This is a genomic window from Neptunitalea chrysea (assembly GCF_027924145.1).
Taxonomy (GTDB): Bacteria; Bacteroidota; Bacteroidia; order Flavobacteriales; family Flavobacteriaceae; genus Neptunitalea; species Neptunitalea chrysea.
The window spans coordinates 42,107-63,934 of sequence record NZ_BRVP01000005.1 but is presented as its reverse complement, the minus strand read 5'-3'; the positions used below and the strand labels follow the sequence as shown (position 1 = coordinate 63,934).

At 36.2% G+C, this 21,828-nt stretch carries 11 protein-coding genes; 6 read left to right on the top strand and 5 right to left on the bottom strand.

The features are described 5' to 3' along the window. Positions 1-192 precede the first annotated feature (192 nt). From NBRC110019_RS04625 to NBRC110019_RS04615, 3 genes are all read right to left on the bottom strand, one after another. Positions 193-2,136, bottom strand: a complete 1,944-nt coding sequence (locus tag NBRC110019_RS04625; RefSeq protein ID WP_281753045.1) for a RagB/SusD family nutrient uptake outer membrane protein — start codon at positions 2,134-2,136, stop codon at positions 193-195. A gap of 12 nt (positions 2,137-2,148) precedes the next feature. Further along, entirely contained in the window at positions 2,149-5,232 is a 3,084-nt protein-coding gene (locus NBRC110019_RS04620; protein WP_281752868.1) for a SusC/RagA family TonB-linked outer membrane protein, read from the bottom strand. A gap of 498 nt (positions 5,233-5,730) precedes the next feature. Next, positions 5,731-7,656 carry a sialate O-acetylesterase gene (locus NBRC110019_RS04615; protein ID WP_281752866.1) on the bottom strand — a complete coding sequence of 642 codons (1,926 nt, stop codon included), beginning with the start codon at positions 7,654-7,656 and terminating at the stop codon, positions 5,731-5,733. 245 nt (positions 7,657-7,901) lie between these two features. Here NBRC110019_RS04615 and NBRC110019_RS04610 point away from each other — a divergent pair, with 245 nt between their 5' ends. The 6 genes from NBRC110019_RS04610 (at position 7,902) to galB (ending at position 18,811) form a co-directional block, all read left to right on the top strand. After that, on the top strand, positions 7,902-8,918 hold the full coding sequence (locus NBRC110019_RS04610; protein ID WP_281752864.1) for a LacI family DNA-binding transcriptional regulator: 1,017 nt from the start codon (positions 7,902-7,904) through the stop codon (positions 8,916-8,918). A gap of 144 nt (positions 8,919-9,062) precedes the next feature. Next, positions 9,063-11,228: an alpha-glucuronidase family glycosyl hydrolase gene (locus NBRC110019_RS04605; RefSeq protein WP_281752862.1), complete on the top strand. Its 2,166-nt coding sequence runs from the start codon at positions 9,063-9,065 to the stop codon at positions 11,226-11,228. Positions 11,229-11,237: 9 nt separating this feature from the next. Next, entirely contained in the window at positions 11,238-11,981 is a 744-nt protein-coding gene (locus NBRC110019_RS04600) for an SDR family NAD(P)-dependent oxidoreductase (protein ID WP_281752860.1), read from the top strand. A gap of 23 nt (positions 11,982-12,004) precedes the next feature. After that, complete coding sequence (gene uxuA, locus NBRC110019_RS04595) at positions 12,005-13,162, top strand: mannonate dehydratase (RefSeq protein ID WP_281752858.1); 1,158 nt, start codon at positions 12,005-12,007, stop codon at positions 13,160-13,162. A gap of 165 nt (positions 13,163-13,327) precedes the next feature. Further along, on the top strand, positions 13,328-16,057 hold the full coding sequence (locus NBRC110019_RS04590; protein WP_281752855.1) for a glycosyl hydrolase 115 family protein: 2,730 nt from the start codon (positions 13,328-13,330) through the stop codon (positions 16,055-16,057). A 3-nt stretch (positions 16,058-16,060) separates the two neighbouring features. Then, positions 16,061-18,811 (top strand): beta-galactosidase GalB, encoded by a 2,751-nt coding sequence (galB, locus tag NBRC110019_RS04585; RefSeq protein ID WP_281752853.1) that lies wholly within the window; start codon positions 16,061-16,063, stop codon positions 18,809-18,811. Between the two features lie 393 nt (positions 18,812-19,204). On the opposite strand, the gene NBRC110019_RS04580 is transcribed toward galB, so the two are convergent. Continuing rightward, positions 19,205-20,290 (bottom strand): glycoside hydrolase family 43 protein, encoded by a 1,086-nt coding sequence (locus NBRC110019_RS04580; RefSeq protein WP_281752851.1) that lies wholly within the window; start codon positions 20,288-20,290, stop codon positions 19,205-19,207. A 226-nt stretch (positions 20,291-20,516) separates the two neighbouring features. After that, positions 20,517-21,827 carry a xylose isomerase gene (gene xylA / locus NBRC110019_RS04575; protein WP_281752849.1) on the bottom strand — a complete coding sequence of 437 codons (1,311 nt, stop codon included), beginning with the start codon at positions 21,825-21,827 and terminating at the stop codon, positions 20,517-20,519. Position 21,828 lies beyond the last annotated feature (1 nt).

Below are 21,828 nucleotides of genomic sequence, written 5' to 3'. Positions count from 1 at the left end.
TAAATAATATATTTACCAATATTAGTATCTCATTAAGTACAAAGTAGTAGAATTCTATGAATGTCTATTACAATCCAAAAAAATAAACTTACCTACCTTAAAAAAGAGAAATAAATTCTTTCTCTATAAAACAAAACAGTAAGAACGTAATACTCTTACTGTTTTTTTATAGTTTCAAAAACAGAATCCTATTTATTCATATCCCGGGTTTTGATAAGCACTTATATCAGTTTCCGACATTTCCATAGCATCTAACTGACCTTGAGGTATGGGTCTTAGATACATATAGTTTTCTATAGTTCGTGTAAAAGTCTCAGGGGTATGATCCCCTAAACCAGGGCCACATATTTGATAGGAAGCCGCATACTCACTCCACTTTTGAGTTCTTACCAAATCATACCAACGATATCCTTCACCATAATACTCTCTAGAACGTTCTGCCAAAATATAATCAATGTCAATTACAGATGGAGTAGCTGCCATCATTTCAGAGCTATCATCTTCTATTTTCTCAATATTTCCATTGTTATCCCATCTCCAAACACCCGCTCTTGCTCTAATAACATTTACAAGCTCACGAGCACTCATACTACCAGAAGCTCCTTTCACTGCTGCTTCTGCTGCTATAAAATAAAGCTCAGAGAATTTAGCTATAGGGAAAGGTCTTGTAATCCCTCCATTAGGTTGTCCAAGTCCATCCCCATTATCCGTTCTATAGGTTCCTATTTTCCAAAGATTAGGCCAAGCATAACGACTAATTCCATGAGGTGAAATCACAAAATCAGATCGTCCTGGTAACACCCCAGCACCCACATTGCTATCATAAGATGAATTGGAATAATCAATAGCATCGGAAGGCTCTTCATCCAAAAAAGTAAGAATAGCGTCACCGGGTTCTACTGCTAAACCATTGGCATTATACAATACACTATTAGTCAATCCTCCTTTATTCCAGTTTCCTCTAAAAGAAGTAACAAATGTTCCATCATATCGTGAGTCATTAGTCTTATCCGCAAACGTATTTGTGAAAACTCCAATAGGGGGAGCCATACATTTCCAAGGACGCCCATAAGCCTGAGCCGCTTCTCGTTGTACAGATCTAACCACAGAGCTCCAACTAGTATCTTCGGCACTCTGTAAGAAGGTGTAATCCCATGTAACCATCCATACCGCAAAATTACCTGGAGATGATCCTGAATTATAGGAATGACTAGAGCCATCATAATATTCACTCCCTTCCGTATGATCTGCATATAATAACATTTCTTTATTTCGATCATTCGATCCCACATTCACATCGTAATACGTATCCTCCAATCCGAAAGGTCCTGGATCATTGATAGCCTCCATTGCAACATCATATGCTTGTTGATAATACCATTGAGCATCATGTCCATCCGGATCCGTACGGTTCGCCTCAGGATAGGTAGCTATATTATTAGGGTTTTCTAACCACCAACCATAGGTAAGATAGGCCTTTGATAAATACAATCTTGCAAGTGTTTTTGTAACTCCCCCTGTAACACGACCATTACTAGGTAAATTATTGACCGTAGAAATTAAATCTGGAAAAACAGCCAGCGTATACACTTCTGGAACCGTATTTCTGATTGACGTTCTTACAGTACTAGTGTTAAAAGCCAAATCTCCTGCACCCAAATCTAAAGGTACTCCCCCAAAAGTTTGCACTAATAAGAAATAATCAAATGCTCTAAAAAACTGAGCTTCTGCGATTAAGTCTTCTGTTATTCCTACAGCAGAAGCATTCTCAATAATTCCACTAGCTGTATTGATATTGTAAAATGTATTATTCCAAAGGACATCCGAACGACTAGAAGAAGCTGTTAAAGTACCTACACCTGAAAGATCCATATTCTTAAAATTACCATCTGCACCATGACCATACGTATACTCATCTGTTCCTGTTAAACAAGCATTTAGGTAATATCCGTTTCCATAAATATACCTAAGGTGGGCATATAATGAAGTAAGTCCTGAATACACACCTTCTTCTGTTTTAAAATAATCGGGAGTATAAATACTTCTTGGTTCCTCTTCTAAGATATCTGAACAACCAACCGTAAATAAAACCGCTAAAAAGATTCCTACAATTTGTTTTATATTTTTACGTTTCATCATTGTTTTTTTTTAAAATGTTAAGTTCAAACCTAATAAGAAGTTTCTGTTGGAAGGGGTGTTAGTTCCAATCACTAAAAATCTTTCTTTGTAAGATGCTACTGCCTGGTTCTCATCCCCATAGGAATTTGTTTCAGGATCCATTCCAGATTCTTTATAATAAGGAGAAAAAAGAACAAAAGGATTCTGAACTGTAAAATAAAGTCGGCAATTGTCTATACCAACATCCTTAATAAATTGTTGGTTAAAATTATACCCTAATGTAATGGCTCGTATTTTTACATAAGAAGCATCAAAATATCCAAGAGTAGATCCATATTTTGGATTATTGCTATTCTCTATTCCCCCTGGTTTCGGATATTTAGCATTTGTGTTATCTTCGGTCCAATAATCTACATCAACATTATTTCTTCGCCCGCTTAACATATTAAGATATCCTGCTGATGAATATAACGTACTTATAAGTAAGCCTCCACTTTTAAATGCTCCTACTAAGCTTAAATCAAAATTTTTATAGGTTGCACGTGTATTAAATCCCCCTTGAAAATCTGGATCCACATTCATGATTTGGCGATCATCAGCATTAACCTGTCTTAATGGTACACCATCGTCATCATAGCCTCCAGTATACTTCACTTTAATCATTCCTACATTTCCACCAGGCTCTAAAATATCTAAATACGGATCCCCTTCTTGCCAAAGACCTTCATATTTATAATCATAAATAGAATTAATAGAATGTCCTACAAACCACCAATTTGATTCATCTCTATCTTGTCCTGATGCCAAGGAAACAATCTTATTTTTATTGGCATAAATATTAATTCCGGCATCCCAAGTGAAATCATCCGTTTCAACTATCACTCCTTTTAAAGAAAACTCAATTCCTTTATTCTCTGTTGCTCCTACATTCCCTGTATAACTACTAACCCCTGAAGTTGAAGGTAAATTAACTCCTAATAGCAAATCCTTGGTGTTAGTTACATAATATTCTATGGTTCCTGACAATCGATTATCAAAAAGACCAAAGTCTACCCCATAGTTCCAGGTGGTCGAATATTCCCAACCCAAATTTGGATTTGGTAATGTCGTTACATATAAACCAGTCACATAATCATCTCCAAAATTATAAGGTCTTGAAGTAAGTCTACCTAAAGTAGCATAAGGGTCTACAGATTGATTCGAAGTTTCTCCATAACCCACTCTGAATTTTAATTGATTGATTACTTTAATATCCTTCATGAAATTTTCGCTTGTAACGTTCCATCCTGCTGAAACCGCTGGATAGCTATGCCACTCATGACCTGAAGCCAGTCTCGAAGAACCATCGTTACGCCAGGTTGCAGAAAACATATACTTATTATCATAGTCATACATGATTCTTGCCATGTAAGACATTAAACCACTTTTATAATACCCTTGATAATCAGGATTTACAGTGATTTCTCCTTGAGCTTGTCCTAAATTATAAAATTGAAAGGCATCTGAAGGAATATCAGTAGCAGAAGTATATGTACTATTGTACTGACGCTCTTCTGCTGAATACAATCCAACAACATTAAAATGATGCTTTTTAGCAAAGGTACGATCATAGGTTAGTAAATTTTCCAATACCCAATGAGTTAAGAAAGAATTTCCTACGGAAGCTCTTGATAAAGTTGTAGGCTCTGAACTAAATACGCCTTCTCCTGTATAAGAACCACTATTGGAAACTCTTAAGTTTAAACCTATATTAGTACGATAACTCAACCCTTCAACTCCTGGTATTTCTACTTCTCCATAAAGGTTATTATAGGTACCGAAAGCCCTAGTTCTATCAATCCATTTATCTCCTAATCCTTCTATACGCTCTTTCGTATACACATACTGATTATCCGCCGACAATTTTACAATGTCTTTTAAAGATCCATCTTCATTATAAGGATTAGCTATAGGTGTTGTACTTAGGGTTGTGTAAAGACCTAAGTTATTTCCATTTGAAACAGAATAGTTGTTATTGGTTGTAATTCCGAATTTAAAAACTCCTATCTCCTGATTTACAGTACCTCTTAATGAGTATCGTTGATAGTCTTGCCCAGGAAGTACAGATTCTTCACGGTAATATCCTGACCCAAAATTATAACTTCCTTTTTCACCTCCACCTGAAACACCAAAATCATGACTTGTGAGAAGAGCATTTGAGTACAATAAATCCTGCCAATCTGTATTCACATCATCATATTCGTCTTCTCCGTTTTGAGTAAACATCCCAGCATATGCTCGCAACTTAACAAATTCTGGACCATTCATCATTGGGTACCTTGCAAATAATGTTTTTAACCCCACATAACTATTATAGGTGAATTTAGCTGTTTGTCCTTTGTATCCCTTGGTGGTTGTAATCAAAATAACACCATTAGCTCCTCGAGATCCATAAATAGCTGTGGCCGATGCATCTTTCAAAATATCTAAACTTTTAATATCATTAGGGTTGATATCTCCAATAGAACCGAAAAAAGGAATTCCATCCAACACTATTAACGGATCATTATTTGCTGTTAAAGAACGCGTACCTCGAATACGAATCTGCATAGCTGCCCCTGGCTTTGAAGAAGTTTGAGACAGCTCAACTCCTACAACCCTACCTTGTAAAGCCTGCGATACATTAGGAGATGGTACTTCTTTAAGCTCATCACTGGCCAAAGAAGCAACAGAACCAGTTATAGCTTCCTTTCTTTGAGTACCATATCCAACCACTACTACTTCTCCAAGTTGTTCAAGATCATCTGACATAGTGATGTTAATAACTTTCTGATTACCTACAAGTACCTCTTCGTTCTTAAAACCTACATATGAAAAAACTAATACAGCATCTTTTGTAGGTGCCTCAATAGTATAATTACCATCAAAGTCACTTGACGTTCCTTTATCAGTTCCTTTTACCTGAATACTTACTCCAGGTAAAGGCACCTTATCTTTGTCTGTTATTTTACCTGTAACGGTTTCCTGACCATACATGAAAACCGAAAATAAAATCAAAATTAAAGAACAGACTATTTTAGCTCTTCTTGAATCTCCAAATCGTTGGGAAGAACTCTTTAAAACTACACTTTGCATAAAATAAATTTTGATAGGTTAAAGCTGTAGAATAAGCATCATATACCTAAAAACTACAACGTTTTCTTTTTGATTGTTTAAATTACAATTCGAAGATAAAATTTACTTTTTCCAAAGGGCTACACATTTGTTACATATAATTTTCAGTAGGTTACAAAATGCGTTTTTAACATTTATTTAACAATTTAGAACACCTATATAAAGTCGCCATAATAAAATGAAAAACAAACACTTAGACAATAACCACCATACAATCTATACCTCATAAGCATATTTATGATGACAATCATATCTAACAAAACATTTATCCGTTGTTAGCAAATAATTTTTGTAGAAATAGTTATTAGTAATGCCATAAAAATATTATTTTGTAGTTAAGAAGTCTTCTAATACTTTACAACTATCCTATCCATATCAACGAAATAACCCCTTAGAATATAATTAAATTCTAAAGGGTTATTTATCCAAATATAAAAATCTTTATTTACACCAAATCATCTACCAATTATCGGTACGAAAAGGAGAGGCTGGAAATTCTTCTTTATTATATAAATTCGCATGTACTGGATTATTTGACCAAGCATAGCGAACAGCTACCGGACTAGATACCTCCTTGCTGCTCACAATAACGGTATTCCCATCAATGATAGCATGAGCCCAATAAAATATTCCATCGGAACCTGCAATTGAGAATTCTCCTAACTCTTGCCCATTCTTAACCATTAATCCGCTTCCCGTCTGATTAAACGATAGTATAATCGCATCATCTTGTATTTTAAACGATTTATATATAGGCCCGCCTACTACCTGTTTCTCATGATATACTAAACATTCTGCTGCATTCGCCAACCTATCTCCTACAGTCTTTTTATCAAGTGGATGAATATCATTCCACTCCCCTACATCAATAGTAACAACCATTGCTGTATTTGGTAATTCAAGTGTTTGCAATTGTGCCTCGCGTAATCTAGCCCAATTAGAATCTGTTGGAACCTTAGAAGGTTCCATAAAATTAGCCAATTGCACATACAAAAAAGGAATATTTGAATTCCATTGTTTTCTCCAACACTGAATTAGTGTTTCAAACAACTCCTTATATTCGTTAGGGTTATTTGTATTAGACTCCCCTTGGTACCACAGTACCCCATTGATACTATAATTACTTAAAGGATGAATCATGGCGTTGTAAAGACCAGTAGGTTTCCATCTAAAAAAACGCTGTGGTTGTAACGCAGGCATTATTGTTCCAATTTTACAGTACCAAATTCCAGATAAATCAATTTCAGTATCTGCTGTATTCAATTGATAAGGTTTGTCAGTTATAAATCCTCCGTCACCTCTTTCATTAATTACTTTCACCACAAGGGTATTCTCACCTTCCTTTAAAATTCCACTAGGAATTTGATATCTTCTTGGAGGATACTGATATGTGGTATTTCCAACAAAAACGCCATTCACAAAAACGGAATCTGCATCTACAATACGCCCAAGTAAAAGCTTAGCCTCTTTGCCATCGTCCTTTTTTTCAAGCATAAACTTTTTTTGGTACCAAACTACTCCATGTATATCTCCTAAAGTTTGTTTCCAAAAACCAGGAACATGTATCTTCTCCCAGTCTAACACACCAAACCTACCCTTTTTCTCATTTAATGCATCTCCTATATACGTCGTTTGGTACCACTCTTTAATACGTTCTTGATCCTCTTGTTCCAATCGCTGTATAGCTCCTTTTATTTTTAAAGGTTCAATGTCTTTAACATAGGTAGGAAAGTCTTTTAAATACTCCTCACTAATCCAAGCTTGAACCGGAGACCCTCCCAAGCTTGCATCAATAATTCCTATTGGAATATTATATGTATTATGTAAATTCTTGGCATAAAAGTAAGCTACAGCCGAAAAATCTGATAAATTCTCTGGAGTAACCGGTAACCAGCTACCACCACTAATATCGTTTTGCCTGCCCTCCAAGGTATATTCTTTTGGCACCTTAAAATACCGTATACTTAAATTATTAGCTTGCTCTATTTCTCCTGGATATTTAGGCGCTACTCTATACATTGGTAACTCCATATTGGATTGCCCAGAACATAAATAAACATCCCCTACATAAACATCTTTTAAATTGATGGTATTAGTCCCTTGAACAACCATATTATACGGTCCTCCTACAGTTAAATCAGAAAACTTTACTGACCAATTACGATCTTCATTGGTAATTACTGTTTGATGTTGTTGCTGAAAAGTAACTGTAACCTTTTCACCTGGAGATGCCCACCCCCAAATTCTTACTTCAGCATTTCGCTGTAACACCATACCATTAGTTATCAGCTTAGGCAAGTTTATTTGGGCATACATACACCCTCCTAAAAGCAATGTTATTAACAACATCCTCATTTCTAGAAGGTTTATATTTATAGTCTTCATACAATATATCTTTGTTTGTAACTCATTTAAACGACGAGAACTTTTCCTTACGGATTAAAAAAAACAATCGATTGCGTAAATTTACACAATTTAAATTCAAACAAAGCCTCTATTTCTATTTTAACACAAAAACCCAAAAACATAGAGAAATCGCCCAAAAACCACCTCATTGCTTTAGCATACTTTCATTTTTAATATATTTACACTTCCAAAATTAATTACGCAACTAAACATTATTGCACGCCATGAGTATAACCATCTACGATCTTGCTAAAAAACTCAACTACTCACCAAGCACTATTTCACGAGCCCTAAACAACCATAAGAGCATCGGAAAAAAAACTACCTTAAATATTCAAAAAGCTGCTAAAGAAATGGGATACAAACCCAACACACAAGCAGCCAGTTTAAGAAGCAAACAAAGCAAAACGATTGGGATACTCATTTCTCGTATTAACCGTCCGTTTGTATCTACACTTATTAGCGGTATTGAAGATGCTGCTAGAAAATCAGGGTACAACGTTTTAATTAGTCAATCAAACGATCATTATAAGGATGAAATTACAAACGCAAATACCCTTCTCCAAAGCAGAGTTAGTGGTTTAATTGTTTCACTCTCCATGGAAACCAAAAACACCGACCACTTCAAAGAGTTTACAGACCAAGGCATCCCAGTAGTATTTGTAGACAGAGTTCCGCTTTCATTTAACAGCTACAAAGTTATCATAGACAACTACAACTCGGCTTTCCAAGCCACACAACACCTTATTGAACAAGGCTGCAAACGAATTGCTCACTTTGCCGGATCACAGCATTTAAACGTATATAACCAACGAAGAAGTGGCTATCTTGATGCCTTGAAACACCATAACATTCCTATAGACAAAGAACTCATCATAAACTTGAAATCCCTCAGCTTTGAAGAAGGAAAAATAGCTACCGAAAAATTGTTAAAACTTCCCCTACCACCCGACGGAATATTCTCTGCAAATGACACCGCAGCCCTGAGTGCTATTACATATTTAAAAGAACAACAAATACGAATTCCTGAAGATATTGCCATCATCGGTTTTAACGACGACCCCATAGCTTCTATTATAGAACCCAGCCTTTCTACCGTATCACATCCTGCTTATAAAATGGGAGAGCTTTCATTTCAACGAATTCTTGAACACACCACAGATAGAACTATAGCCGGTGTTTCCGAAATATTTGTTTTAGACACAAGCATCATTATTAGAAAATCTTCGAAACGCTATTAACACAACAACCATAACCGCTAACATCTTCTAAAAACACAATACGCAACATTCATGCAATCGATTGAGTGATTTTTTTGTTTTTATTCGTTTTTTTATCTATTTTTGATGGTATCAACCGATTGAATAAAAAGCAACATGCTCATCATGAATAGATACAATTCACTTATTGGCTTACTCATTCTTTTTTTTTCGTGCAATTTTTGTTTTTCTCAGAGTAGCGAAGAACTATGGCTTTCCTATTCTCAACCACTGAACAATAAACTCAAAGAAACGTATACCTCAAAAATTAAACATATACAAATAAAGACCTTCTCTGAAACTGGGGAAATTATAAAAACTGAATTACAAATGCTGGCAACCAAAATGTTAGATACCAGTATTTCATTTACCTCAACTACCCCTCAAATAATTATTGCTAAAATTGACAATCTTGATTCTAAGTTTAAGCAAAAAATCAATTCACAATCACTCGTAAACAACGAAAGTTTCATTATTCAAACAATAACAGTTCATCAAAAAGACCTCCTTATTATTACAGGTAAAACCGATATTAGTTTATTGTATGGAACCTATTGCTTTATAAAACAATTGCAACTTCACAAAGACATTTCCTCAATATCTATAACCGATAGTCCTAAGATACAATTAAGGATTCTGAATCATTGGGACAACTTAGACGGTACGGTTGAACGTGGATACGCTGGTTTTTCAATTTGGGACTGGCATTTATTACCAGGGTTTAAAAAGGAAATTTATTATGAATATGCCAGAGCAAATGCATCAATTGGTATTAATGGCACAGTGTTAAATAATGTCAATTCCAATGCGTATATATTGACCTCTCCATACCTGCAAAAAGTGAAAACATTGGCTGATATTTTTAGACCTTATGGTATAAAGGTTTACTTAACAGCCCGATTTTCGGCTCCTATTGAATTGGGCAAACTTCCAACAGCAGATCCTTTAAATGAAGAGGTAATTCAATGGTGGAAGTCAAAAATTAGCGAAATCTATAAAGAAATCCCAGATTTTGGAGGATTTCTGATAAAAGCGAATTCAGAGGGGCAACCCGGCCCCAACACATATGGAAGATCTCATGTAGAAGGAGCTAACATGCTTGCTACTCTTTTAGAACCTTATCAGGGTGTAGTTATGTGGCGTGCTTTCGTATATTCTGAACAACAATCCGAAGATCGTGCGAAGCAAGCCTTTAATGAATTTGCTCCTTTCGATGGAGCCTTTAAAGAAAACGTTTTAGTGCAAGTAAAAAATGGTCCCATAGATTTTCAACCAAGAGAACCGTACCATCCTTTATTTGGAGCCATGCCAAAAACGTCTTTAATGATGGAATTTCAAATCACTCAAGAATACTTAGGACAAGGTTCTCACCTTGTTTTCTTACCTAAATTATATGAGGAAGTACTCTCTACTGACACTTATGCTAAAGGAAAAGGAAGTACTATTGCTAAAATAATTGATGGTGAATTATATCAAGATCATAGAATTACAGGGATGGCTGGAGTGGCTAATATTGGTACAGAAACGAACTGGACAGGACATCCGTTCGCTCAAGCCAATTGGTATGGATTTGGTAGACAAGCCTGGGATCCTACCACAAGTGCAGAATCCATTGCAAAAGAATGGCTAAGTATGACCTTTACAACTGATTCCTTATTCATTCAGCAAATGACTCCCTTACTTATCAATTCACGAGAAGCTGTAGTGAATTATATGACTCCTCTTGGGCTTCATCATATTATGAATGCAGAGCATCATTATGGCCCTGGACCATGGATTGCAAATATGTCAAGACCCGATTGGAATTCCATATACTATCATAGAGCTGACTCCCTTGGTCTCGGATTCGATCGTACACAAACCGGTAGTAATGCATTAGAACAATATCCGAAAGAAATTCAAGAACAATTTTCTAACATTCATACTATTCCCGAAGCCTATCTATTATGGTTTTATCATGTTCCATGGGATTTTAAAATGAAAAATGGACATACCCTATGGTATACAATGGCTTGGTACTATCAGCAAGGAGTCAACGAAGTTAAGAACATGCAACAAACATGGGAACATATGCAGCCCTATGTAAACAACGACATCTATCAAGATACGCGTATGTTACTAGAAATTCAATATTCAGAAGCTCAATGGTGGAGAAATGCCTGCTTGTTATATTTTCAACAATTTGCTAAAATGCCACTTCCAGAATTTATCCCTGAAATCCCACATACATTAGACTATTATAAAGCTTTGAAGTTTCCGTATGCACCTGGCATACATCCTTCATGGAATTAATCTTATTATATGAAAACAAATAAAGTTGCCATTGTAACCGGAGGTAATGCCGGACTTGGTTTTGCTATTGCTAAGAAATTATGTGCTGAAAACATCCGCACTTACATCATTGGAAGAAATGAAGAAAAAACAAAGCTCGCTTGTGAAGCTTTAGGAACTAATGCCAACTATATTCTTCACGATCTTACAGACCTTTCTAAAATACCCGATATAATTCATCACATAAAAAAGAAAGAAGGGCATATTGATATCTTGATAAACAATGCGGGAATTAACATGAAAAAGGACTTCTTCGAAGTTACCACATCAGAATTTCAAGACATCATTCATACCAACCTCACCAGTGTTTTTGTAATAAGTCGTGAAGTGGCCAGTGTAATGCAAGGACAACTCAAAGGATCTATTGTTAATATAAGTTCTATGGCCGCTATATATGGTATTCCGCAAGTACCTGCCTATAGCGCTAGTAAAGCCGCGATAGAAGGACTTACAAGGTCTATGGCTGTAGATTTAGCCCCTTACGGTATACGGGTAAACTGTGTTGCTCCAGGGTTTATAAAAACAAACATGTCTTCTAAAGCGCTAGATAATGATCCAGATAGAAAGCACAAAGTACTCAGTAGAACTCCTTTAAATAAACTCGGAGAGCCCTCAGATATTGCTGAAGCTGTTTTCTATTATGCCTCAGAAGCTGCAAAATACACTACCGGAACCATTTTACCAATAGATGGAGGTAACTCAATTGGGTTTTAATGAAAAGTAATATAATAAAAACAATGCGGTGGTACGGAGCGGGAGATATCCTAAGCCTATCCGATCTCAAACAAGCTGGAATTACAGGAATTGTAACCTCATTACACCACATTCCGGTAGGAGAAATATGGTCTAAAGAAGAAATAGCCAACACAAAACAAATTATTGAAAGTGATGGATTGACATGGGAAGTAGTAGAAAGCCTACCTGTTCATGAACACATAAAACAAAGAACAGGAAACTTCGAGAAACTTATCGAAAACTATATCACTAGTTTAAAGCATCTCGCCGAGCAAGGGATTAAAGTTGTTACTTACAATTTCATGCCTGTATTAGATTGGGTTCGCACCGATCATTTTTTTAAAAATCACCTAGGAGCAGAAGTTCTTCTTTTTAATCCTGTAAAATTTAGCGTTTTTGATTTATTTATATTACAAAGACCTTTAGCTAGTCAAGACTACACGCAGCCTGAGATTCAAGAAGCAAAAGCATATTATATCTCCATGTCAGAAGCTGACAAGTCTGCACTTTCTAAAAGCATTTTATTAGGGCTCCCCGGTAGTAACGATAACTTTACGTTACAACAATTACTAGAGCAAATAAAAGAATATCAAAAAATTAGCACTAAAGATCTGCAAAACAACTTGATTGCTTTTTTAAAAGCAATATGTCCCACTGCAGAAGCTCTTGGAATTAAACTGGCGATTCACCCAGATGATCCTCCATTTTCAATACTAGGACTTCCTCGTATTGTAAGTACAGCGCAACAATTGAATTTTATATTCTCACAAGTTCCCTCTCCTTCCAATGGTCTATGTTATTGTACTGGTTCTTTAGGTGCTGGTAACGCAACCTCTTTAGTTTCGATATTTGAAACTCATAAAGAGCGCATTCACTTTTTACATTTAAGGAATGTTACTAAATCATCTAACGGTGTTTTTTATGAATCAAACCATCTTGAAGGAGATGTTCCTATGAAGACAATTATGAAGCTAATTCTACAATATACAAGACATACCGGCAAACAAATTCCGATGCGCCCAGATCATGGTTACCTGCACTCTCTTGAAAAAGAGAAACCCTATTACGCAGGATATTCCTTTATTGGTCGTCTCAAAGGTCTTGCTGAGCTAACAGGACTCGAGGTAGGATTGATAGACAACGTTGAAAATTCAATATAAATTACAACACATTATTATGTGATCGATACAGTTAAATTCTATCCTTTACTATTGACATTATGCATCAATTACCGAAAACGTTATAATACTATGAATCTTACCACTAAATGCAAAAATAGTTGCCTATTCGGCCTGCTGTTGATGCTAATTTGCCTGCCCATACAAATGACCGCTCAAATTTTTGAAGTCTCTTATACAAAAACAGATGGGAGTACTTTTCCTTTGGTGACTGAAAATTCAACCGCCACTCTTGTCATGGATACCAATGATTATGAAGGAATTAAAATTGCCCTGAATAATCTTAAAGCAGATCTTAAAAAGGTTACAAAAAAGGATTGTGAAATTGTTTACAACCAACTTGAGCATTACAACATAATTGTTGGTAGCTTACACTCTCCCTTTATTGACAGCCTTGTGGTGGCCGATCATATTGATACTTCCGGTATCAAATCAAAATGGGAGGCTTACCTGATAACTCAAAGCCCATCAAATCCTCATAATATCTATATTTTAGGAAGTGATAAACGTGGCACTATATACGGAATTTATGAACTCTCTAAAAAAATTGGAGTATCCCCATGGTATTGGTGGGCAGATGTACCTATCCCCCATTCAGAAGAATTATATCTCAAAGCTATCAATTTTAGTGATCCAGGGCCAAAGGTACAATACAGAGGTATTTTTATAAATGATGAAGCTCCTTCCTTAACCAATTGGGCTTATGAAAAATTTGGGGGGTTCAACCATCAGTTTTACGAAAAAGTTTTTGAATTAATCTTACGACTCAAAGGAAATTTTTTATGGCCCGCTATGTGGGGAAAAGCTTTTTACGACGATGATATTCTTAACCCTGAAATAGCCAATCGATATGGTGTTGTGATAAGTACCTCTCATCATGAGCCTTTAATGAGAGCTCATGATGAATGGAGAAGATATGGAATAGGAGAATGGAATTATACAACAAATTCCGAGCAATTAAATGCCTTCTGGAAAAAAGGAATACAACGAATGCAAGACTATGAAAGCATTGTAACCGTAGGCATGCGAGGAGATGGAGACGAACCGATGACGAAGGGAACCGCTATTGAATTACTTGAAAATATTGTAAAAAACCAACGTCTTATTATTGAAGAGGTAACCGAAAAGCCTGCTGAAGAAACTCCGCAAGTTTGGGCTTTATATAAAGAAGTACAAGAATATTACGATCAAGGAATGCGAGTGCCTGATGATGTTACACTCTTACTATCTGATGATAATTGGGGGAATTTAAGAATGTTACCAAATCCAAAAGCTCCTCCCCGCAAAGGAGGGTACGGAATCTATTACCATTTGGATTATGTAGGGGCCCCTAGAAGCTATAAATGGATCAATGTTACTCAAATTTCGCGGATCTATGAACAAATGTCTTTAGCTTATGCCTACCAAGCCAGAAAAATATGGATTGTAAATGTAGGTGATATCAAACCTATGGAATACCCAATTAACTTCTTCTTAGACTATGCTTGGAATCCTGAAAAAATAGGTCTAAAAGAGCTGGAAAAATATCCAGAAAATTGGGCAGCAATACAATTTGGCACAGCCCATGCCAAAACCATCGGAGCGCTACTCCAAAAATATACAACCTACAACAGTCGAAGAACTCCAGAATTACTTTCTGAAAAAACATACAGTTTATCCTATAATAATGAGGCGAACCTTATTACTTCAGAATATGACGTAATGAATGCAAAAGCAGACAGTATAGCCAATCTATTACCATCAACATATCAATCAGCCTATTATCAATTGGTTCAATATCCTGTAAATGCTGTTGCAAACTTAACTAAAATGTATGTTGCTTCCGCTAAAAACAAAATGTATGCTGTAGAAAAACGCAATACCACAAATAAGTATGGTAAACAAGTGCAACAGTTATTTCAAAAGGATGCAACACTTTCAAAAAAATACCATTTACTCAATCATGGAAAGTGGGATCATTTTATGGATCAAACCCATATTGGTTATTCTTCCTGGTCTGATCCAAAAGAAAATATAGTACCAGATACTTATACTATTGAATTACCAGATGAAGGACTAATGGGAATTGCTGTTCCTAACCAAATAAATTATTTTCCCAGTACAAAGATTCTTACGCTTCCTCCATTGGACAGCCTACATCAACAGACAAGTTTTCAAATTTTTAATCAAGGAAAAAAACCTTTTAAATTTCAGATAAAGAATGTACCTAAATGGCTTTCCCTCTCTGCTACAAAAGGAACGGTAGACTCCGTTTATACGGTGTATGTAAAAGTGAAAGAGTCGCAAATTCTATCCCACATACAAAAAGGGGTATTTAAGATTACCTCCCCCAAGCGGTCCGCTACAATAAAAGTAGACTTCGTTCCTTATAGCTTTACTCCTAAAGGTTTTGTTGAATACAATGATGTAGTAAGCTTTAAGGCAACCCATTTTAACTCTAACAGTGGATGGGAACAAATTCCATATCTAGGTAGAAAAGACTCCGCTATAAGACCTGTAAAAATGTTTTCCGATAGTATAACCCTTCAGGACAAGGTAACTTATGCGTTTACGGTTCAAAGCAATGAGTCACGTACGCTATTATTTTATGTATCTCCTACGTTGGATTTTATGAATAAAGGGGGACTCCAATTTGCTTACGCTATTGATGACAATGAACCAACAACACTAACGCTTCTAAAAGACACCAACGATAACTGGAATGATATGGTCCGTAATCATTGTATACAAGTACATACAGACGAGTTACTGAGTGAAGGGGCACACACCTTAACAATTTATGCTATTGATCCAGGTGTTGTCCTACAACAAATTGTATTTACAACCAAGCAACTCCATACCTATTTATCTCCAATTGAAAGTATTTATCAAAAGTAAATTATGAAACCTATGACACATGCTAATACCCATAAAAAATATAGAAAGTGGATCCAAAATCTTTTTATTTTAGCACTCCTTTCTTCATGTAATTCCAAAATAACATCTCCTTTGTCTCCTCCAAGAGAACGCATAAGCTTAAATAATGGTTGGACATTTTTTAAATATGATAGCGAAAAAACAGCAGATAGCTTATGTTATGATCTGCGTCCTGAAATAAAAGAAATACAAGAAGCGCGTCCGGCTGATCAGGAACCTACAGCTCCTGAGATAATGACAGCTGATAACCACGTGTTAAAACCATACATTTTACCTACTGGTAATGAGTTTTTAGCAGACTCATCAAAACATTACAAAAGACCACAAGGAGACCCTGGATCTAATTTTCCTTTTGTTCAATATGACTTTGATGATAGCGCTTGGGAACAAGTTAATTTACCTCATGATTGGGCTATAAATGGTCCTTTTATGGAGGGGTGGAATGCAAAAGTTGGAGGTGGAATGGGACGTCTCCCTAGCGACGGGATAGCGTGGTATCGTAAAAAAATAGATATCCCAATTTCAGATCAGGGGAAAAGTATTTATTTAGATCTTGATGGAGCCATGTCCTATGCAATTGTTTGGGTTAACGGACATTTAGTTGGCGGATGGCCTTATGGATATAGTTCTTGGAGAGTTGCTTTGACTCCGTATCTAAATTTTGGTGCTCCAAACCAAATTGCCATTAGAATAGACAACCCTAACCATTCCTCCAGGTGGTATCCTGGCGGCGGTATTTACAGAAATGTTTGGCTCGTTAAAACTCATAGCCTACATATTGATCATTGGGGAACCCGCATTACATCAACAGATGTATCATCGGCATCTGCCATAATTTCTATGGATGTCAAGCTTAAAAACACCTCGGGCCAGAAAATGCCTGTTGAAATTCTAACCAAAATTTACGAGTCAGAAGACTTGAATAAAGTCATTACTTCGTTTCCTATACAATCTTGTACCGTTGATGCTTACCATACATCACTTTTTTCTTCAAAGGTAACGTTACAAAATCCTAAACTCTGGGGCCCTCCCCCTACTCAATCTCCCAACCTCTATGTGGCTGTTACAGAAGTAAAGAATAACGGTCAGATTATAGATCGTTATGAAACTACCTTTGGGGTACGAACTATTTCTTATGATGCCAACAAAGGTATTTTTGTCAATGGAGAAAAAATATATATCCAGGGAGTCAATCAACACCATGACCTCGGTAGTTTAGGTGCTGCTTTTAATGTAAAAGCAGCTAAAAGACAACTTACTATGCTTGCAGAAATGGGCGTTAATGCCATTCGCCTAGCGCATAACCCTCCTGCACCAGAGCTTCTAGATTTAACCGATAAAATGGGTTTTCTAGTAGTAGATGAAATGTTTGATGGATGGCAGCGTAAAAAGAATCCGCATGATTTTCATTTAATATTTGACGACTGGTATGAACAAGATGTGAGAGCCTGGGTTAGAAGAGATAAAAATCATCCTTCCATAATTATATGGAGTACAGGCAATGAAGTGGGAGAACAATATACCGGAATATCAGGTGCTGAAATATCTAAACGCCTTAAGTTGATTGTAAAAGAAGAAGATCCTACAAGACCTGTGACCGCATCTATGAATTACGCTAAACCTGATATGCCTTTGCCCGAAACCCTCGATGTTATTAGCCTTAACTACCAAGGTGAAGGCATCCGAAATGCACCCGCTTATGCACACCTCAAAGGAATTAATACAGCTCCTTTATACCCTAAATTTCATAAAACCTTTCCTGATAAAGTAATTTTAAGTAGCGAAAATGCTGCGGCACTTAGTAGTCGTGGCACTTATATATTCCCTGTAACAGAACGAATCAGTGCTCCTGTATCGGATAGTACCGGAGGGGATTCCAAAAACATGCATGTTAGTGCTTATGAGTTATACACAGCTCCTTTTGGGTCATCGGCTGATAAAGTCTTTGCCTCACTCGATCAACATCCTTACGTGGCAGGTGGGTTTGTATGGAGTGGTTGGGACTATCTTGGAGAACCCTCCCCTTATTACTTGGCAAGAAGCTCTTATTATGGAGTTATTGATTTAGCTGGATTTAAAAAAGATCGTTTTTATTTGTACCAGTCTAAATGGCGTCCAAATTTTCCGATGGCTCATATTCTTCCCCATTGGAATTGGCCGGATCGTATTGGTAAAAAAACTCCAGTACATGTTTTTACTTCTGGGGATGAAGCTGAATTATTTCTAAATGGAAAGTCCATGGGAAGAAAGAAAAAAGGCGCTTATGAATATCGTCTACGCTGGGATACTATTAAATACAACCCTGGAACACTAAAAGTAATAGCCTACAAGAACGGACAAAAGTGGGCTGAAGATAGTGTAACAACTTCTATGGCTCCACACCAGTTAAAAATTGAAACAGTTTCTACTCAAATGATTGCTAATGGGGAAGATCTCTGTTTCGTTACTGTTCAAGTAGTAGACGCTAAAGGGATTCCTGTACCCACCGCAAATAACGAGATCTCTTTTGAAATAAGTGGTCCTGGGGTATTTATCGCTTCAGATAATGGGGATCCTTCAGATATGACTTCTTTTGGATCGTCTAAAAGAAACGCCTTTAATGGAAAAATTCTTGCTATCCTAAAATCTACAAATACTCCTGGTATAATTCAACTTACTGCAAGAGCTTCCGGACTTCAATCCGCACAAATTAACATTCATTCCGTAATCCAATGACCTTTACGATATTTACATTAGCACCTTTCATTGTTTTGCGTATCGGCCATACCCAAAACATACCACAGAAGATTCCCCCATGACATCGATTTTGCTTATTTTGAACGAGGCTAAATACACGGTCTTATCCCCTATTTTGAGCAACACTATAGATATTGGATATCAACTGTTTCGAATACTACCTGATTAATATCTTTAATGATAGAGCAGAGTATTTATAATCCTACCCACCCATATTTACAAGAAAAAGATATTCCTCATATTTTCTTCTATTCCGTTTTACTTAACTTCTTTTTAAAGATTAAATTCTAAATGCTATTCAAAACAAAAAGAGATATTTTCTAAGCCCAGAAAATATCTCTTTTAACAACAAACAAATAAATATATCTATAATTATGGATAAATCATTTTCAATGTTCCATCAGGCAGATGCTCTAATTCTGTTACTTTAATATTTCGTAACCAAGTTTTACCAGATAGTTCGGTGTCATGATAAAAAAGGTACCATTTTCCATTACTTTCAATAATAGAATGATGCGTAGTCCATCCTTGAACCGGAGTCATAAAATGTCCTGCATAAGTAAGTGGTCCTAAAGGAGATTCTCCTATAGCATATGCTAAGTAATGCGTATCACCAGTAGAATACGAAAAGTAATACTTACCATGATACTTATGCATCCAAGAACCCTCAAAAAATCGTCTATCATAATCCCCTGTTCGTAATTCTTGTCCCAAGCTATCAAGAATAATAACATCTCTTACAGGCTCATCGAACTTCAACATATTGGAGCTAAGCTTAGCTACCTTACAACTAAGAGCTGGCAGAGAATCTACCTCTAAATCTGTCATTGAACCTTCTGAATCGTATATACCATTGGTCCATCGTTGAAGCTGTCCTCCCCATATACCGCCAAAATACATATAAGTACTTCCATCAGTATCGGTAAAGACCGCCGGATCAATACTAAAACTTCCTAAAATAGGTTCTTTTTGTGGTTTAAAGGGTCCGTAAGGAGTATCAGAAGTTGCTACTCCGATTCTAAAAATATCATTGGCATCTTTGGCAGGGAAATACAAAAAATACGTTCCGTCTTTATAAGCTGCATCCGGTGCCCACATTTGTCTTTTAGCCCAAGGTACATCCGAAACATCTAATACCATTCCATGATCTGTAACCTTTCCCCCAATACTATCCATAGAATACACATGATAATCCTTCATCGCAAAGTGATCTCCATTATCATTTTCAGGAATCTCTGCATCAATATCATGAGATGGGTAAATATAAATTTTATTTTCAAAAACATGTGCCGAAGGATCGGCAGTAAATAAATCTTCTATCAAAGGAGAAGTAAGATACTTCTTCCCTCCGCTTTTTTCTGTATTCTTATTTTCTTTCGGTTTTTCATCACAGGAAATGCTACATATGAACACCAGTCCTACGCTAAAACCTAAAAATATCTTTGCTCTTTTTTTCATTTATATACTCATTTATATTATTCGTTATGAAACTTCCCTTCCGCTAGTAACAAGTAGCTTCATTTCTTCTAAAACTAAAAAGACCTTTTACAGGGGTGTTTTCAGTGAGATGAAGTAAACTCTCTTTAAAAACAAACTCCATAAGTACTAGCCACATTTACTTAAATTACACTACCAAGGCTTACATCGATGAAGAAAATTTCAAATAAAATTAGTCTAAATGCTTTTAAATACTATTTGCTATAATTTGTTCATAAAGTTCTTGTTTACCGCTAATTTTTTGAGGTTCAACAGCAGCTTTACCTATTTCAGAAAGTTGTTCTAAGGTTAGTGTCCCTTTCTCAAAATTAGCTCCATTTCCAGTATCATAACTTGCATAGCGTTCTTGTCTAAGCTTTTTATAAGCTGTATGTTCTAAAATTTTATCTGCAGAGATGAGTGCTCTCGCAAAGGTATCCATGCCCGCTATATGGGCTATAAATTTATCATTCAAGTCGGTTGAATTTCTTCTCACCTTAGCATCAAAATTGATACCCCCTCCTTTAATACCGCCACCTTCAAGTATTACAAGCATGGCTTGTGTAACTTCAAATACATTAATAGGAAACTGGTCTGTATCCCATCCGTTTTGGTAATCTCCACGGTTAGCATCTATACTTCCTAATTTCCCTGCATCTACAGCTACTTGTAGTTCATGCTGAAAAGTATGTCCTGCTAAGGTAGCATGGTTCACTTCTAAGTTTAATTTAAAATCGTTCTGTAAACCATACTTATTTATAAACCCTAAACAAGTAGCAGCATCAAAATCATATTGATGTTTTGTAGGTTCCATAGGTTTAGGTTCAATTAAAAAAGTACCTTTAAAACCTTGTTTGCGCGCATAATCTCTACACATCCCTAAAAACTGTGCCATGTGTTCTTGTTCTCTTTTCATGTTGGTGTTTAAAAGGCTCATATACCCTTCTCTACCACCCCAGAAAACATAATTTTCTCCCCCAAGAGCTATAGTAGCATCTATTGCTATCTTTACTTGAGCTCCGGCATAAGCTACCACATCAAAATTAGGATTGGTAGAAGCTCCATTCATATAACGTGGGTTCGTAAAAAGATTAGAAGTTCCCCATAATAGCTTTATGCCAGTTTCATCTTGTTTTTCTTTGGCATAATCTACCATTGTTTGAATTCTTTTTTCAAATTCTGCAAGTGTAGGCGCCTCATCTACAATATCTACATCATGAAAGCAGTAGTACGGAATTCCCATTTTAAAAGCAAATTCAAAAGCAGCATCCATTTTATCTTTAGCTCGTTCAATAACATCGTCTTTAGCATCCCATTCAAATGTTTCGGTAGGTGCCCCAAAGGGGTCGCCACCTTTATTATTAAGTGTATGCCAGTATGCCATGGCAAAGCGTAAATGCTCTTTTAAAGTTTTACCTCTTACAATTCTATTTTCGTCATACCATTTAAAGGCTAGCGGATTATCACTCTCTATACCTTCAAAGGCTATTTTATCTGTGTTTTTAAAAAATTCTGTCATT

Bases quoted from the DNA above. Each gene is read 5' to 3' on its own strand.
- NBRC110019_RS04625 (WP_281753045.1), bottom strand. From the start codon at position 2,136: ATGAAACGTAAAAATATAAAACAAATTGTAGGAATCTTTTTAGCGGTT.
- NBRC110019_RS04620 (WP_281752868.1), bottom strand. From the start codon at position 5,232: ATGCAAAGTGTAGTTTTAAAGAGTTCTTCCCAACGATTTGGAGATTCA.
- NBRC110019_RS04615 (WP_281752866.1), bottom strand. From the start codon at position 7,656: ATGAAGACTATAAATATAAACCTTCTAGAAATGAGGATGTTGTTAATA.
- NBRC110019_RS04610 (WP_281752864.1), top strand. From the start codon at position 7,902: ATGAGTATAACCATCTACGATCTTGCTAAAAAACTCAACTACTCACCA.
- NBRC110019_RS04605 (WP_281752862.1), top strand. From the start codon at position 9,063: ATGAATAGATACAATTCACTTATTGGCTTACTCATTCTTTTTTTTTCG.
- NBRC110019_RS04600 (WP_281752860.1), top strand. From the start codon at position 11,238: ATGAAAACAAATAAAGTTGCCATTGTAACCGGAGGTAATGCCGGACTT.
- uxuA (WP_281752858.1), top strand. From the start codon at position 12,005: ATGCGGTGGTACGGAGCGGGAGATATCCTAAGCCTATCCGATCTCAAA.
- NBRC110019_RS04590 (WP_281752855.1), top strand. From the start codon at position 13,328: ATGACCGCTCAAATTTTTGAAGTCTCTTATACAAAAACAGATGGGAGT.
- galB (WP_281752853.1), top strand. From the start codon at position 16,061: ATGAAACCTATGACACATGCTAATACCCATAAAAAATATAGAAAGTGG.
- NBRC110019_RS04580 (WP_281752851.1), bottom strand. From the start codon at position 20,290: ATGAAAAAAAGAGCAAAGATATTTTTAGGTTTTAGCGTAGGACTGGTG.
- xylA (WP_281752849.1), bottom strand. From the start codon at position 21,827: ATGACAGAATTTTTTAAAAACACAGATAAAATAGCCTTTGAAGGTATA.